The following is a 14840-nucleotide window of genomic DNA, read 5'->3' as shown; positions in this document are numbered from 1 at the left end:
CTGTTTCTTAGGAACCAGGCTCCCTGTCCTTTGTCAGTGGGTCCTTTGTCCTTCATCTAGTGCTCTTTATCTTTTAACCTTATTCCAAGTAGCTTCTTGCCGTACGACATAAAAAATTATGCTGACATACTTTCTTATCATCATCCCGACACTGATATTCTTCTTTATAGCATTCAGCTATTGGCAGGAGCGAAAGTACCGGCGTAAGCCTTTTTACAAGTTAGCTGATGTAGGCTGGCACCGCTATACGCCGCCCGCGGATGATACACTGGTACACTCTGTGGCGATGGTAGGAGACCCGGGAGCTGTGGCCATCGATGGCAGCGACCCTGTACTACAGTTGCTGGAGGTATGGAAAGACAGAGCCGGGGAAGCAGGCACTATCGTTTATCTAGGTGATATCCTATACCCTATTGGTTTACCTGCGCCAGGGCACCGCTTACGAGAGAATGCCGCTAAACGCCTTGATGTGCTGCTGGAGACTGTCGTTGATTTTCCGGGCAATGGTATTTTCCTGAGCGGTAACCACGATTGGCTGAAAGGCAGAGAAGGCGGGTATGAGCAGATGCTGCGCCAGGAGCGCTACATAGTGGAAAAAACACAGGACGAAAAAAGTTATCTCCCCCGGAATGGCTGCCCTGGCCCTGTTAGCATGCAGTTGGCAGAAGGGCTGCTGCTGGTCATCATCAACACCCAATGGTTCGTGCAGCGGGGCGAAAAACCACTGGGAAGCAAATACGACTGTCCTTATTCCGACATAGAGGAATTTTTCATCAGCTTTAACGACGTACTGCGCAAAAACAAACACCAGCGGGTATTAGTAGCGGCACACCACCCGCTCTACAGCAATGCCATGCATGGTGGCAAGTTTACCATGAAGCAGCACATATTCCCGCTTACGGCGGCACATAAGCGCTTTTACATCCCTTTGCCTGTTTTCGGCTCACTGTACCCCTTTTACCGCAAATTATTCGGCGCATACGAAGACATGTCGCACCGCACCTATAAAAAAATGCGAAAGCGGTTGGTGCGCATCATGAACAGGTACAGTAACGTGATTTATGTTGCGGGTCATGACCACAACCTGCAACATTTCGAGATACAGCAAAACCATTATATCGTAAGCGGATCAGGCAGCAAAACAGCATTTGTGAAAAAAGGAGGCAAAGCAACCTTTACCCTGGAAGAACTTGGCTTTTTTGTGATCAACTACTACAGCAATGGTGAAGTATGGATGGAAGCACTTGCCGTGGCCGAGGCAGACGAAGAAATGGTAGTTTTCAGGAAGAAACTCAACAGCGTATTGCAGCCAAAGCGGCAAATAACTGCCGATGCCTAGCTTTTAAATCTCCTTTTCGTCCTGGTACACCGGCAGGATGACCTTCAGGCTTTTAGGGTGCATCTGCACTTCAACCTTATCTCCCAGGTCTACAGGCTCCCCATCGATGTGCATAACTTCATGTTCGAGATTGTGAATGGTAGCAGTTCTACAGGAAAGACGGCGGGTATAAACGGATGTGTCGATGCTGTCGGTATACAGTTTATACAGAATGGCAATACCTGCCGCTTTAGGAAAAGGCTCTATCAGGCATATTTCGAAACGGCCGTCGTTTAATACACCGTTTGGGTTGATGTTGGCATTGCTCCCGAAGGCATTGGCATTTGCGATGGTCACCATGAAAGCCTTGCCCTCAAAGGTCTCTACATCAGTTTCGATACGGTACATTTTAGACTCATACCCGAGGTACTCCTGCATGGCAACGCGGGCATACGAACCGGGCCCACGGGTGCTGCCTTCACAAAAGCCTTTTACAACGAGGGCATTAAAGCCTAAGTCACTTAAGTGAATAGACGGATTACCATTAAGCGTAATTGTGTCAATATTACGGATAATGTTGTGGTGTATCAGTTCCAGCGCCTCTTCTGTGTCCTGTGGTATGTCTAAATCCTTTGAAAGGCCGTTTCCTGAGCCAAGCGGTATCATACCTAACGGAATAGATGTTCCGATCAGCAACGAAGCCACTATGCTAACCGTGCCGTCTCCTCCTGCCGCAAAAACACCATCATACTGGCTTTCGGCAATTTTGGCTTTTATAACTTCCTTGTCTTTCTCACCGGATGTCCGGTAGATATCATACCTAATTTCATGATCTTTGCAGATAGACACAATTTCTTCCTCCAGATCATCTTTTTCTATATCGCCGGCAATAGGATTAATAACAAAGAGAAGGTTCTTGAGCTTTCGTGTTTCCATAATCTGCATATTGTACTTGTGTACGTGCCTCTTGATACGTTGAAATGTTGATAAGGTGATTGTGAAAAAGAAGAACACGCTGTGCAGCCAGGTAAAATAAGCCGGTTTTACCTTTATTTAGACAAGGAACAATGGCTGTTCCACGCACTGAATCTACTCCAACAGCATGTCAACTCTAATGACTTATGATGCGCTTATTGCTTTAGGTTTTCCGGCAAGCCATTCGGATACTCCTCCTGAATAGCCTGCTCAATCTGACTGATACGGTTTCCCGGATTAGGATGCGTCTGTAGAAATTCAGGGCCACCTGCCCCGCCACTGGCTTCATCTAAAATCCGCATCACTTCCATCATGGCTCTAGGGTCGTAACCAGCGGAACCTGTTAGCTGCACCGCCAGTCTATCTGACTCCAGTTCATCGTTACGCCCATACCGCATATTCAGCATCTTACCTACCATAGCTGCCACAACGGCTCCTCCCTGGCTTGCAGGGTTCTCCGGGTCATAAGTGGCGATGGCGGCAGCACCTGTCAGGCCCTGCGTCAGCTTTGCTTTTGCCAGTTGCTCGGCTGAGTGTCTTGCTACTACATGCCCGATTTCATGACCAAGTATTCCTGCTATCTGCGCTTCTGAATTAAGCCGTTTCAGTAAGCCGCCTGTGATAAAGATCTGGCCTCCCGGTAAGGCAAAGGCATTAACAGTTTGCTCATCTGCCAGCAGATGAAACTCAAAATTATAGGGCGTATTGCTTACACGTGAGCTTTGCACAAGCTGCTGCCCGATATTTTTTATTGCCTGCGCCGCCTCCCTGTCCGGGTGGAGGCCGCCATATTGTTGTGCCATCTCCGGGGCCGCCTGAAGCCCGAGTGCAATCTCCTGCTCCACGGTCATGTCCACATGCTGCTTTTCGCCGGTAAACTCATTTTCCTGTGTATTACACCAGTACGTAATCAGCGACACTGCCGCCAGCAGCAAAGCCACGATAAACTTTAAAACCACCTTCATGAATCTAATACTTTTATAGCATGTACAGCAGATCGCTGTAGTATGAGAGTGAACGGTACAGTCTTCTATGAAGTTGCTGTTAGATGCCGCTAGGGCTGGTCAGGCACCTGATAATTAAATTCCACTGGTATAAATTTAAAATAAACAGAGATCAGGTAGACCCGCTACATACCCGTAATAAACAGAAAGCCCCTGCTCTAGCTAGAGCAGGGGCTTTCTGTTTATTACGGGTATGAAATATTTACAACGTAGCAACTGTTTCTGGCAAAATTTCGGGGGTAAAAGCTTCGACGGCCAAAGTTGCGTTCAGGTAATCTGATTTATAGTTGCTGTCGTTGCCATGAATGTACATGACGGTTTTATCTTTTATAGCCAGTATAATTTCCTTTGAAAGTTCGCGTGGCACTGCAGGGCATCCTAAACTTCTGCCTAAGCGGCCATGTTGTTTAGCAAAAGCTGGAGTTGCATAATCAGCCCCATGCATGACAATAGCGCGTGCCATAGCATTTGAGTTGAAAGCTCCATCTTTTCCACTTAACCGCAACGATAGGCCATGCTTGCCAAAGTAGGTGGCATCAGTTAAATAAAAGCCAAGGCTGCTCATATAGGAATTTGGCTTATTAGAGAACCTGATAGCTTTGTCCTCGCCAGTATTGCGACCATGAGCCACAACCGTATTAAAAAGAACTTTCTTTGATTTCAAATCGATAATCCAAAGACGCTTATCTCTGCTGGATTTTGTAAAATCAATTAATGTAAGGATGGATTTAGCAGGAGCTACCAAGCCTTTTTGCTTGAAATTATGAAAGCCAACCATGCCTTTTTCAAAGACTTCGAAAGCAAGTCCTTTGTTCTTAAGATCAGCATCATTGTAAATGCTAAGCAGATGGTCATTAAAAGCAGACTGCTTTTCTGCAATTGTGACAGCTGTAGTACGATTTATTGAAGCCATTTCTGGCACTACCGTTAGAGTTTCAAGGGCAGCTTCGCCAGTACTGGAAACTGGAGAGGTAAAAGATAATAAACCGAGGGCTAATGAAGTTAGGGTTACTCTTAACATAAGTTTCTTTGGCTTCAGTTGATACGTTAAGCTATGCAACAGGCAAGCAGACGATAATTGTTCCGCTGCTGGTGAACAAATTGTTAAAGTTTTGGTTACTGCTATCTGCAAAGTAAGGGCAAGTAATTATAAAATCAAGTCTTACCGGGCTTTTTTACAGTTTTTAGAGCCGGTATATCTTTACATATCGCCTGAATTATTCACAATTTTAGCAATTAGCTTGTGTGGCAAATTTTCAGGCTGCAACTTTATGGTATCAAATCAAACTTATGTTAAAGCAACAATTTATCTTTCCTGCATTAGTTGTGTTGGGGCTTTTAATTTCCTGCGGAACTCCAGAGAACCTGCAAAGTTTTGACAGCGACACCTGGAAAGAAGATCGTTATGGCTGTGAGGGGAAACGCGGAGATCTGGCAGATGACTTCGAAGAAATCAGAAAAGAACTATATGGCCAGAAAGAGTACGTACTGCGGAATTTGTTAGGAAAGCCTGACAGTGAGGAATTACTGGAGCGGAGCCAGCGTATTTATTATTATTATCTTGAACCTGGCACGCAATGCGCTGACAGATCTGCTTTATCGGAAGCAAACCGTGTAGAAGTACGAATCAATTCTTTGGGCAAAGTATCGGAAGTAACCTATAAAGAACCTTATAAAGCAGCAAAGGCCGATTAACTCGGCCTTTGCTGCTTTAAATCATGTGTCTACAACCTACTCTTATTCGTTTTCAGACATAAGCTGCATATGGAAGCGACCTTCCAACTCCAGAAACTGACGCATCTGCTGTTCATCCAGTACATCCTTCAGCGTTTGGTCGCATTGTATATGGATTTTACGAACAGAATTTGAACGAAGTATATCATTAGCAGCGTAGGTATGCTCTGCTTCTACCATTTTAGTAAATCGCAGCTCGTTTACACGCGCCACTTTATTATACTGGTCCTCCGTTAGCTTCAACTCCCGCTTCATCTCCAGGTTTGCCATAGCAAGACCATCCAGGTCCACAGCGAGTACCACCTTATCAAGGCCGTCATCTGTCACTCCCATGCTCTGGGCAGAACTTCCGGTCACAACAGCAAGAAAAATTAGTATAAGTAAAGTATTCTTCATAGGGTGCATTAAGGTTAAACCATAGTGTTGTTAAACTTCAACCTTATTCTTTAACGAATTCTGACGCGACAAGTTGATGGCAATTGGCAATATTTAATACTATTTAAATAAAATATATAGTTTATTTAAAATTCTGTATTAATACCACTGTTATCGAACTCATAGCCTTTTGTTTTAGCTAAGTATCACCATTTTTATGCAACAATAGCCGTTCTAGGGGGTATACTTATATAAAGCTTTAAATTGAATTTTAATAAGTAAAACTGCAGAACCCGAACATATCATGTGGTTCTGATTTAAATAAAACAACATGAGGACAACGTATTACAACCCGAGTACACTTGAAGTTAAATTTGCACAGGCTCTGGAAGATCTGACCCCGCAGTTGGAAAGTAAACTTGATGAAGGAGAGCGGGTAATTGAAATAGAGTCGGTATTAGACGCAGATAACCCTATGGTTATTTACCGTTTAGAAGACAAAGAGGGGGACGTGCATGAGGTGGTTGTACAGATCATACAAAGACCTGACCACATTATAAAATAGCCCAAGCTTGACAGGCACAAATAAAGCCGACTACATAGTTAATGTAGCCGGCTTTATTTGTGCCTACTAGTGTACCGCAGGAAGTTAGAGCAAAAAGCTCACGGACTTTTAGGGGATTTGTAATCATCTCTTTTGAAAAACTGCATCGCAATAAAAGAAATCATAAATCCGGAGATTAGCCCCTCCAGCATCAGCACAGAAAAAACCACGATGCCGGGAGTCTCTTCTACCCTTCCACCAAAATAGCGCTCTGAACTTAACATGTCTGTCATTTCATCTCCTGCTATGTTAACGTAAACTACCATAAAGGCAGCAAAGAGAACAGTTCCTGCCACAGCTGTAATAACACCGGTTCCCAACCCTTTGAAGTAACTGAAATCCCCTGCTGCTACAGCTTTAAAGGACCTGATGGCAAGTACAACCCCTACAGCCATGATCACACCGTTCAAGAAGCGCAGCTCCATGATATGAATGAGGTCTAACAGTTTCATTAAGAAAAAATACAGGATTAAACCAACAGCTGTCAGAAAGCCGTACTTGAGGCCTATCTTTTCCATAAATATCAGTGAGTTCCTTTATAAATGTGCTTGAGATTTTTCTAAGGTTGTTAGTCCTGGCTTGGCATTGTATTATGATCCTCGCGTTTAAACCACTGCATGGCTATGAAGGCAGTTAAGGCACCAGGTATGGTACCGTACAGAATAGTCAGAGCAAACAGAGACAGCAAGGTGAGACCTTGTGGAAACAGGGCGCTTGCCTGTAGGTTTTCGAGATAACCCGTTCTGAATGCACTTAAGAAAATCACCAGAAAAAGCGCTAAGATAGCAGAGGACACCACTCCTACTGTAGCACCTATACCGAATCCCTCTAAATACCTGATACCGCCTCTCCTTGCCTTCTTGTAACTCGAAATTGCCACTACTATACCTATTATCAGAAACAAGCCGCTTAAGAATGACAGTTCGATTATTTCAAGTACTCCAATTGCCCACATAATCAGGAAATAAACAATGTGAGCTATCCCTACCAAAATCCCGTATTTGATTGCGATGTTTTGGTATGATACGTTAGATGATGCCATATTATGTTCAGTTTAAGTTTTTCAATAGTTTATTTATAATGAACAGATTAGCTGTACAATTGGTTAACAATTTATAATGCGAAGTCATCAAATGCATCGTATCCTGTTCACTACCTGTATATTACTAAAACTATATACTAGAGAAAGAGGCTTGGTGTTGTGGTTTGCCGAATGTTTTTTAAAACAGAAAGCTCAAGCACCTGAATGCTAAATATATGCGAGGCACTAAATTGATACCTCCCGGAATAGAGGAATTGGAGTTAAATGCCAAACCACGCTTTTATTTCGTAACTTTGCATGCGAATCTAGTTTTCATATTCATACATAAACCTTTATGATCAGTACGAACAATGTCAGCTTGGCATACGGCAAGCGCACATTATTTGAAGATGTAACAATAAAGTTTGTTCCTGGTAACTGCTACGGCCTGATTGGAGCCAACGGTGCAGGTAAATCTACTTTCCTTAAAATACTTTCCGGAGAAATTGATCCTAACACAGGTACTGTAGATATTCCGGCCAATGCCCGCTTAGCTGTGTTAAAGCAGAACCACTTTGAGTACGATGAAGCGCAGGTGCTGCAAACTGTTATTATGGGCCACAAGCGCCTGTTCGGTATTATGCAGGAGAAAGATCTCATTTATGCAAAGCTCGACTTCTCAGAGGCTGACGGTTTGCGTGCTGCCGAACTGGAGGGTGAATTTGCTGATCTGGAAGGCTGGAATGCAGAGTACGAGGCAGCAGAACTGCTGAGCGGCCTGGGTATTACAGAAAACCTGCACTATGCTTTGATGAAGGATTTGAGCGGTAGCGAGAAAGTGCGTGTGTTGCTGGCCCAAGCCCTGTTCGGAAACCCGGATATCCTGCTGCTGGATGAGCCGACTAACCACCTGGACGCAGAGTCCATTATATGGCTGGAGAACTTCCTGGATAATTTCCAGAACACTGTCATTGTGGTGTCTCACGACCGCCACTTCCTGGATTCAGTATGTACGCATGTGGCTGACATTGACTTTGGAAAAATTCAGCTCTATGCCGGTAATTATAGCTTCTGGTACGAGTCCAGCCAACTGGCACTCAAGCAGCGCTCAGACGCAAACAAGAAAACAGAAGACAAGCGTAAAGAGTTGGAAGAGTTTATCCGCCGTTTCAGCGCTAACGCTTCCAAGTCAAAGCAGGCTACCTCACGTGCCAAACTCCTGGAGAAACTAACAGTGGATGATATTAAGCCTTCGTCGCGCAAGTATCCTTATATTGCCTTTAAGCCGGAACGCGAAGCAGGCAACCAATTACTGAACATTGAAAACCTCAGCAAGTCAGTTGACGGGGTAACTATCTTCAGCGATGTGAACCTGATGGTAAACAAAGGGGATAAGATTGCGGTGATAGGCCGTAACGATATTGCTGCCTCTACTTTTTTCCGTGTTGTGATGGGTGAGGAAAAGCCGGACACTGGTGAATATACCTGGGGAACCACCATAACGGCTTCTCTATTCCCGAAAGACAATCAGGAGTTCTTCGATACAAACCTGAACCTGGTAGACTGGCTTCGTCAGTACTCCACAGAAAAAGACGAGAGCTTTATCCGCGGCTTCCTTGGCCGTATGCTCTTTTCTGGAGAAGAATCTCTGAAGCAAGCCAATGTGCTGTCGGGTGGTGAGAAAGTACGTTGCATGTTCTCGAGAATGATGCTTCAGTCCGGAAACGTGCTGCTGTTTGACGAGCCGACCAATCACCTGGATCTGGAGTCCATTACGGCCCTGAACAATGCACTGAGGGAATTTGATGGCACAATCCTTTTCTCTTCGCATGACCTGCAGTTCGTGGATACGATTGCAAACCGTATTCTCGAACTTACTCCTAATGGTATCATCGATAAGCGTATGACATATGAAGAGTATTTGTCTGATGACACAATAAGGGAGTTGCGCAAGAAGATGTATGCCACTGAAATGGTGTAATAAATAAACTTGTCACATCTCTAAACCTGAATATGCTAAAACATCAGCGCTTATTTTATAGCATTCTCTGCTCGCTCCTGTTCTTGTTGTTCTCTAGCAATAAAGCACAGGCGCAGGTAGAGCCCGACACAACAGAACGAACCAAGCCTGTGTTGCCCACAGGGCCTCCTATGCCTACAGAACGGACACGGCCAGTAGAACAACAGCAGGAGCAAAAGCCAACGGTGCAGCCACGGCCAACGCAGCAGCCAGCGCGATTACCTTTCCCCGGAGAGCAAGAGCAAGTAGTGGAGCAAGCCCTCCGGCCAATTGACCGCATGTACTTTGGTGGCAGCTTTGGTTTGCAGTTCGGCACTTACACAAACATATCGCTGCTGCCTATACTTGGGTATAGGCTAACGGATAAATTCAGTATGGGTGTGGGCGCTGTATACCACTACTCTAAATTCAGAGGGTATTCTTACAGCAGCTATGGCGGCCGTGCCTTTACGCAGTTAGAGCTTTTTAACATCGGGGACGGTGCGATTTTAGGACATGCTGAGGTCGAACTTCTCAACACCAGATACGAAGACATCTACGGGGGCCTCAGCAACGACCGCACCAACATCACGCTTCCTTTGGTGGGTGTAGGTTATAGGCAGCGCATCAGCGACAAAGCGTCAGTAGACATGCTGCTATTGTATAACGTGAACGACAATGTGATCGGTAACCCATACAACAACCCTGTATTCAGGGTGGGATTCAACATTCCTTTCACCAGCAGGTAAGGGTAAAAGGTTAACATAAAAAAAGCGGCTGCCAGTAATAGGCAGCCGCTTTTTTTATGTTCTACAAAGGTATTATCAGCCTCTTATGAGTCTTAATAAGACCACAATAATTGCAATTACAAGTAGTATGTGGATCAGACCACCTACAGCATCAGGGAATCCTAAGAAACCAATCAGCCAGATAATCACTAGTACCACTGCTATAATATACAATAAATTTCCCATAGTTTTATTTGTTTAGTGTGTTCAAAAGATATTACGAAATTCGCTTATTGAAGTTAACCCCGAATAAGACGAAGCAATACTGCGATAACGGCTAGCACCAGAAGTACATGAATAATACCACCAACAGCGCTCGGAAATCCTAAGAACCCGATCAGCCAGAAAATCACTAGTACTACAGCTATTAAATAAAGTAAATTTCCCATTGTTCTATTTTAGTTTTTGTTCAGATTAACTACTTGCTTTCCCACGTTTTCGTCAAAATAACAGGCAGCATCTCTTGTACTTTAAATTAATAAGGCTTTTTACGAGGCTCCTATATAAAAGATTTGTAATTTTCAATTACTTTATAGAACATTTAAAATCAATTGAGAATAATCGAGGTTATAATGACCTTAAACAAATTGATTTACAACAAGTTAAACATTTACAGACTAGCTACTACTTTCTTATAAATAATAAATAATGCTATTCCTGCACTTCTATTGAAACAATTTTATCAATTGCTTGGCTAAATCTTAAATTTAAGATTTCAAAGATGCCTTAGCCTTGTCCTCAAAATACCTCTATTTCTATTAGCTTTGTATACCTAACCAAACCTAATTATATAGAGCAATATGAAGAAAATTGCAGTTATTGGATCTGGAACCATGGGAAACGGCATCGCACATGTGTTTGCGCAGAATGGTTTTCCTGTTTCACTTATAGATATTTCTGAAGAAGCACTGCAAAAGGCCATCGGAACTATTTCAAAAAACCTCGACCGCATTATCTCCAAAGGCAACCTGACGGAGGAACAAAAAGAGCAGACGCTACAAAACATCACCACCTATACTAACATGCAGGAAGGCGTGCAGGACGTGGACCTAGTGGTGGAAGCCGCCACCGAAAACGTTGACCTGAAGCTAAAAATATTCCGCGACCTCAACAGCTTCACCAAGCCAGAGGCCATACTTGCCTCCAATACTTCCTCTATCTCTATCACCAAAATAGCATCAGTAACGGATCGCCCTGATAAGGTGATTGGAATGCATTTCATGAACCCGGTACCAGTGATGAAGCTGGTCGAGGTAATTCGCGGCTACTCTACTTCTGATGAGGTAACTGAAAGAATTATTGAATTGTCGAAAAAGCTGGGCAAAGTTCCTGCAGAGGCAAACGACTATCCTGGCTTTGTGGCAAACCGTATCCTGATGCCAATGATTAACGAGGCTATCTACAGTTTATATGAAGGTGTGGCTGGTGTAGAGGAGATAGATACCATCATGAAGTTAGGTATGGCACACCCGATGGGCCCGCTCCAGTTGGCTGACTTTATTGGCCTGGATGTGTGCCTGTCTATCCTGAACGTGCTGCACGATGGTTTTGGCAACCCGAAATACGCACCATGCCCGCTGCTGGTAAACATGGTACAAGCCGGCCACAAAGGCATCAAGTCAGGCAATGGCTTCTATTCCTGGTCCCACGGCACAAAAGAACTTGTGGTGGCAGACAGGTTTAAGAAATAATTATCTGAATCAGGATTTTAAGATTTGTCAGGATTTTCAGGATTAAAATTCTAGGATATGTTAGATTGGCAGGACGAACAGCAACAAATCTGAGGATTTTTCAATCCTAAATCCAGTACATTTTTATTCATCCTGAAAATCCTGATTCAGACAAATAAGAAGCCTCTGCCGGGTCACCAGCAGAGGCTTCTTATATATTTAGATTTGAACAACGAATAACTATACCGCTACTGCATGGTCGCGCAACACGTCATTCAACGATGTTTTCAGGTCTGTGCTTTCTTTACGTTGGCCGATGATGAGGGCGCATGGCACCTGGAAATCACCTGCAGGGAACTTCTTGGTATAAGAACCTGGAATAACCACAGAGCGTGGTGGCACATACCCTTTGTATATTTTTTCCTCGGTGCCTGTCACGTCAAATATTTTGGAGCTTCCTGTAATAGTAACACCAGCGCCAATCACCGCTTCTTTGCCAATGTGGCAGCCTTCCACCAAAATACTTCTGGAACCGATAAAGGCACCATCTTCAACAATAACCGGGGCAGCCTGCACTGGCTCCAACACACCACCAAGGCCCACACCACCACTCAGGTGCACGTTCTTGCCTACCTGTGCACAGCTACCGACCGTAGCCCAGGTATCTACCATCGTTCCTGAATCAACATAAGCACCGATGTTTACATACGAAGGCATCATCACGACACCTTTAGCCAGAAAAGCACCATAGCGTGCCACCGCATGCGGCACTACACGCACACCCAGCTGCTCATAGTTGCGCTTCAGATCCATCTTGTCATGAAACTCAAACGGACCCACTTCAATGGTTTTCATCTGCTGGATAGGGAAGTAAAGCAGCACAGCCTTTTTCACCCACTCGTTAACCTGCCACTCCTCGCCTTTTGGCTCGGCTACACGTAAACGGCCCCTGTCAAGTTCTTCTATGACAGACCGAATTGCCTCTACTGTATTCTTTTCTTTCAGTAACTCCCGGTTGTCCCAGGCTTGCTCTATAATTTGTCTAAGCTCCATATCTGGTTGTTTTAATAAAGAATAAGGGCAAAAGTATTAAATTTAAGCGATGTCTGAAAAGAGAATCCTGATTGCTTCGCTGCTGAAGCCCATTAACGACACCCGCATGTACGAAAAGCTGGCAGTGTCGCTGAGCAAGCTTCCGGGGGTGCAGGTGCATGTCTGCGGTTATGAAGCCCCTACTCCCACTAATGCCCCTGCGGCTGTTTCATTTCATCCTGCCTTTCGCTTTAGCCGCCTCAGCTTTGGTCGGGCAAAAGCACAGGCAGCCTATTACAAGCTACTGCAGGAGCTCCAGCCTGATTTAGTCATTGCCTGCACACACGAATTGTTGCTGGCAAGCCACCTCTATTGCCGCCAACATAACTGTAAAATGGTGTATGATGTGCAGGAGAATTTTTCGCTGAATATCAGAGCTCAGGACAACTATCCGCCCCTGCTCAAGCAAGCCATGGCCTTTGGGCTTCGCAACATTGAAAAAGGACTTTCCGGCCACATTTCCCACTTTTTGTTGGCTGAACGCAGTTATGCGGAGGAGCTACCGTTTTTGGGGAACAGATATACAGTCATAGAAAATAAGTACAAGCCAGCAGCAGGATATACTCCCCCCGCCACTCCAGTAATGCTGCAGCACGACTCCCTGCGCCTGCTCTACTCAGGCACCATTGGCCGTCTGTATGGCATTTTCGAAGCCATTGCCGTAGCAGAGCAATTACACCAGTTACAGCCCCATACTACCCTCACCATTATAGGTTATTGTGCCGATAAGGCAACATACCAGGAGGTTCTGCAGCAGGTGCAGCACAAGCCTTTTATTTCATTGATTGGGGGCAGCCGGCTTGTGCCCCACGAGCAGATAATAGCAGCTATAGAAGAAAGCAATATTGGATTGCTGCCGTATCAGCCCAACGAGAGCACCTTCCGCTGTATCCCGACAAAACTCTATGAATACGCCGCGCATGCCCTGCCCATGCTTGTGCAACACAACCCGCTTTGGCATGCTTTCCTACAGCAACATCAGGCTGGAGTTTCCATTGATTATATACGCCCGGACTCACTTCAGCTGCTCCAGAAAATTAGGAATCTTCAATTTTATGAACCCGGTGTACCTGCAGGCGTATTTTGGGAGAGCGAAGAGACAAAACTCTTTCAGCTTATTAAAGGCATCTTAACCTAACAAAGGTGATAACTTAATTTTATTTTTAGACTTGTCTAAATTCATTTAAACCATTATATTTGTTTTATAAATAAGACCCATATGCGTAATTCTAAAATTGCAGGTGTAGGCCACTATGTACCTGAAAACGTGGTAACCAACAAGGACTTAGAAAAAATCATGGATACCTCAGATGAGTGGATCCGGGAGCGAACAGGCATTGTCGAGCGACGTTATTTTCAGGAAGGAATAGACACAACAGCCAACATGGGTGCCGAGGCTGCCCGTAGAGCCTTAAAAAATGCTGGCGTTGAGGCAGAGGATATTGACATGATCATTTTCGCCACCCTTAGCCCCGACTATATTTTTCCGGGCTCCGGCGTACTCATGCAGCGTGAGCTGGGGCTGAAAGAAATTCCGGCGCTGGACGTGCGCAATCAGTGCTCCGGCTTTATCTATGCCTTGTCAGTTGGTGACCAGTTTATCAAAACTGGTATGTACAACAAGGTGCTGGTGGTAGGCGCTGAAATCCACTCCAGCGGGCTTGATTTTTCTACACGTGGCCGTGGTGTTTCCGTAATCTTTGGTGACGGTGCCGGAGCTGTGGTGCTGACGCCAGCGGAAAGCAATGACAAAGGAATCCTGTCAACGCACCTGCACGCGGACGGCGAGTTTGCAGAAGAACTGGCCGTATTAGCACCGGACACAAATAAAAAAGAGCGACTGACACACGAAATGATCGACAGCGGCGCCATTTATCCTTATATGAATGGTAATACAGTATTCAAGCATGCAGTTACCCGCTTTCCGGAGGTAATAGAAGAGGCGCTGAAGAAGAACGGTTACAAGCCTGAGGATATTGATATGCTTGTGCCGCACCAAGCTAACCTGCGCATCACATCCTATATACAGCAAAAAATGGGATTGCCATCCGAAAAGGTGATGAGTAACATTCACAAGTACGGCAACACCACGGCTGCCTCTGTGCCTATTGCCCTGAGCGAAGCTGTAGAGGAAGGCCGTATTAAAGAAGGTGACCTAGTATGTCTGGCCGCTTTCGGTAGCGGCTTCACCTGGGCCTCCGCTCTGATTCGCTGGTAGTTTAAAGAATGATGAATGTCGAATTAAGAATTATGAATAGTG

Annotated in this window: 17 protein-coding genes; 8 read left to right on the top strand and 9 right to left on the bottom strand. The window is 44.9% G+C overall.

Features of this window, described 5'->3' with window-relative positions; genetic code table 11:
• Window positions 1–118: 118 nt before the first annotated feature.
• Window positions 119–1339 carry a metallophosphoesterase gene (locus tag E1919_RS08920; RefSeq protein WP_162053016.1) on the top strand — a complete coding sequence of 407 codons (1221 nt, stop codon included), beginning with the start codon at window positions 119–121 and terminating at the stop codon, window positions 1337–1339.
• Window positions 1340–1342: 3 nt separating this feature from the next.
• Here E1919_RS08920 and E1919_RS08915 read toward each other — a convergent pair whose 3' ends face one another.
• From E1919_RS08915 to E1919_RS08905, 3 genes are all read right to left on the bottom strand, one after another.
• The gene (locus E1919_RS08915) at window positions 1343–2254 is read right to left on the bottom strand and encodes a diacylglycerol/lipid kinase family protein (RefSeq protein ID WP_237144186.1); all 912 of its coding nucleotides are present in this window, start codon (window positions 2252–2254) and stop codon (window positions 1343–1345) included.
• Window positions 2255–2448: 194 nt separating this feature from the next.
• Window positions 2449–3258, bottom strand: a complete 810-nt coding sequence (locus E1919_RS08910; protein WP_162053014.1) for a M48 family metalloprotease — start codon at window positions 3256–3258, stop codon at window positions 2449–2451.
• A 241-nt stretch (window positions 3259–3499) separates the two neighbouring features.
• Window positions 3500–4318 (bottom strand): murein L,D-transpeptidase catalytic domain family protein, encoded by an 819-nt coding sequence (locus E1919_RS08905; RefSeq protein ID WP_162053013.1) that lies wholly within the window; start codon window positions 4316–4318, stop codon window positions 3500–3502.
• A 224-nt stretch (window positions 4319–4542) separates the two neighbouring features.
• Here E1919_RS08905 and E1919_RS08900 point away from each other — a divergent pair, with 224 nt between their 5' ends.
• On the top strand, window positions 4543–4992 hold the full coding sequence (locus tag E1919_RS08900) for a hypothetical protein (RefSeq protein ID WP_237144184.1): 450 nt from the start codon (window positions 4543–4545) through the stop codon (window positions 4990–4992).
• 42 nt (window positions 4993–5034) lie between these two features.
• Here E1919_RS08900 and E1919_RS08895 read toward each other — a convergent pair whose 3' ends face one another.
• Window positions 5035–5427 carry a hypothetical protein gene (locus E1919_RS08895; RefSeq protein WP_162053012.1) on the bottom strand — a complete coding sequence of 131 codons (393 nt, stop codon included), beginning with the start codon at window positions 5425–5427 and terminating at the stop codon, window positions 5035–5037.
• Between the two features lie 310 nt (window positions 5428–5737).
• On the opposite strand from E1919_RS08895, the gene E1919_RS08890 reads away from it, so the two are divergent.
• Window positions 5738–5971 carry a hypothetical protein gene (locus tag E1919_RS08890; RefSeq protein WP_162053011.1) on the top strand — a complete coding sequence of 78 codons (234 nt, stop codon included), beginning with the start codon at window positions 5738–5740 and terminating at the stop codon, window positions 5969–5971.
• 98 nt (window positions 5972–6069) lie between these two features.
• On the opposite strand, the gene E1919_RS08885 is transcribed toward E1919_RS08890, so the two are convergent.
• Window positions 6070–6528 (bottom strand): DUF4199 domain-containing protein, encoded by a 459-nt coding sequence (locus E1919_RS08885; RefSeq protein ID WP_162053010.1) that lies wholly within the window; start codon window positions 6526–6528, stop codon window positions 6070–6072.
• Window positions 6529–6578: 50 nt separating this feature from the next.
• A complete protein-coding gene (locus E1919_RS08880; RefSeq protein WP_162053009.1) occupies window positions 6579–7052 on the bottom strand; it encodes a DUF4199 domain-containing protein in 474 nt (157 codons plus the stop codon).
• Between the two features lie 334 nt (window positions 7053–7386).
• Between E1919_RS08880 and E1919_RS08875 the strand changes: the two genes are divergently transcribed.
• Entirely contained in the window at window positions 7387–9012 is a 1626-nt protein-coding gene (locus E1919_RS08875; RefSeq protein ID WP_162053008.1) for an ABC-F family ATP-binding cassette domain-containing protein, read from the top strand.
• A gap of 32 nt (window positions 9013–9044) precedes the next feature.
• Window positions 9045–9779 (top strand): hypothetical protein, encoded by a 735-nt coding sequence (locus tag E1919_RS08870; protein WP_162053007.1) that lies wholly within the window; start codon window positions 9045–9047, stop codon window positions 9777–9779.
• Window positions 9780–9854: 75 nt separating this feature from the next.
• On the opposite strand, the gene E1919_RS08865 is transcribed toward E1919_RS08870, so the two are convergent.
• Complete coding sequence (locus E1919_RS08865) at window positions 9855–10004, bottom strand: lmo0937 family membrane protein (protein ID WP_115566706.1); 150 nt, start codon at window positions 10002–10004, stop codon at window positions 9855–9857.
• A 53-nt stretch (window positions 10005–10057) separates the two neighbouring features.
• Entirely contained in the window at window positions 10058–10207 is a 150-nt protein-coding gene (locus E1919_RS08860; protein ID WP_115566705.1) for a lmo0937 family membrane protein, read from the bottom strand.
• 411 nt (window positions 10208–10618) lie between these two features.
• On the opposite strand from E1919_RS08860, the gene E1919_RS08855 reads away from it, so the two are divergent.
• Window positions 10619–11509, top strand: coding sequence for a 3-hydroxybutyryl-CoA dehydrogenase (locus E1919_RS08855; protein WP_162053006.1), 891 nt, complete (start codon window positions 10619–10621; stop codon window positions 11507–11509).
• 219 nt (window positions 11510–11728) lie between these two features.
• Here the strand turns inward: E1919_RS08855 and E1919_RS08850 are convergent, their stop codons facing one another.
• Window positions 11729–12541 (bottom strand): 2,3,4,5-tetrahydropyridine-2,6-dicarboxylate N-succinyltransferase, encoded by an 813-nt coding sequence (locus E1919_RS08850; protein WP_162053005.1) that lies wholly within the window; start codon window positions 12539–12541, stop codon window positions 11729–11731.
• A gap of 49 nt (window positions 12542–12590) precedes the next feature.
• Between E1919_RS08850 and E1919_RS08845 the strand changes: the two genes are divergently transcribed.
• Both E1919_RS08845 and E1919_RS08840 read left to right on the top strand, forming a co-directional pair.
• The gene (locus E1919_RS08845; RefSeq protein WP_162053004.1) at window positions 12591–13718 is read left to right on the top strand and encodes a glycosyltransferase family protein; all 1128 of its coding nucleotides are present in this window, start codon (window positions 12591–12593) and stop codon (window positions 13716–13718) included.
• An 81-nt stretch (window positions 13719–13799) separates the two neighbouring features.
• On the top strand, window positions 13800–14798 hold the full coding sequence (locus E1919_RS08840; RefSeq protein ID WP_162053003.1) for a 3-oxoacyl-ACP synthase III family protein: 999 nt from the start codon (window positions 13800–13802) through the stop codon (window positions 14796–14798).
• Window positions 14799–14840: the final 42 nt, after the last annotated feature.

Origin of the sequence: Pontibacter pamirensis, from assembly GCF_010015475.1 — a bacterium.
Lineage (GTDB): Bacteria > Bacteroidota > Bacteroidia > Cytophagales > Hymenobacteraceae > Pontibacter > Pontibacter pamirensis.
This window is presented reverse-complemented; position numbering and strand designations above follow the sequence as displayed.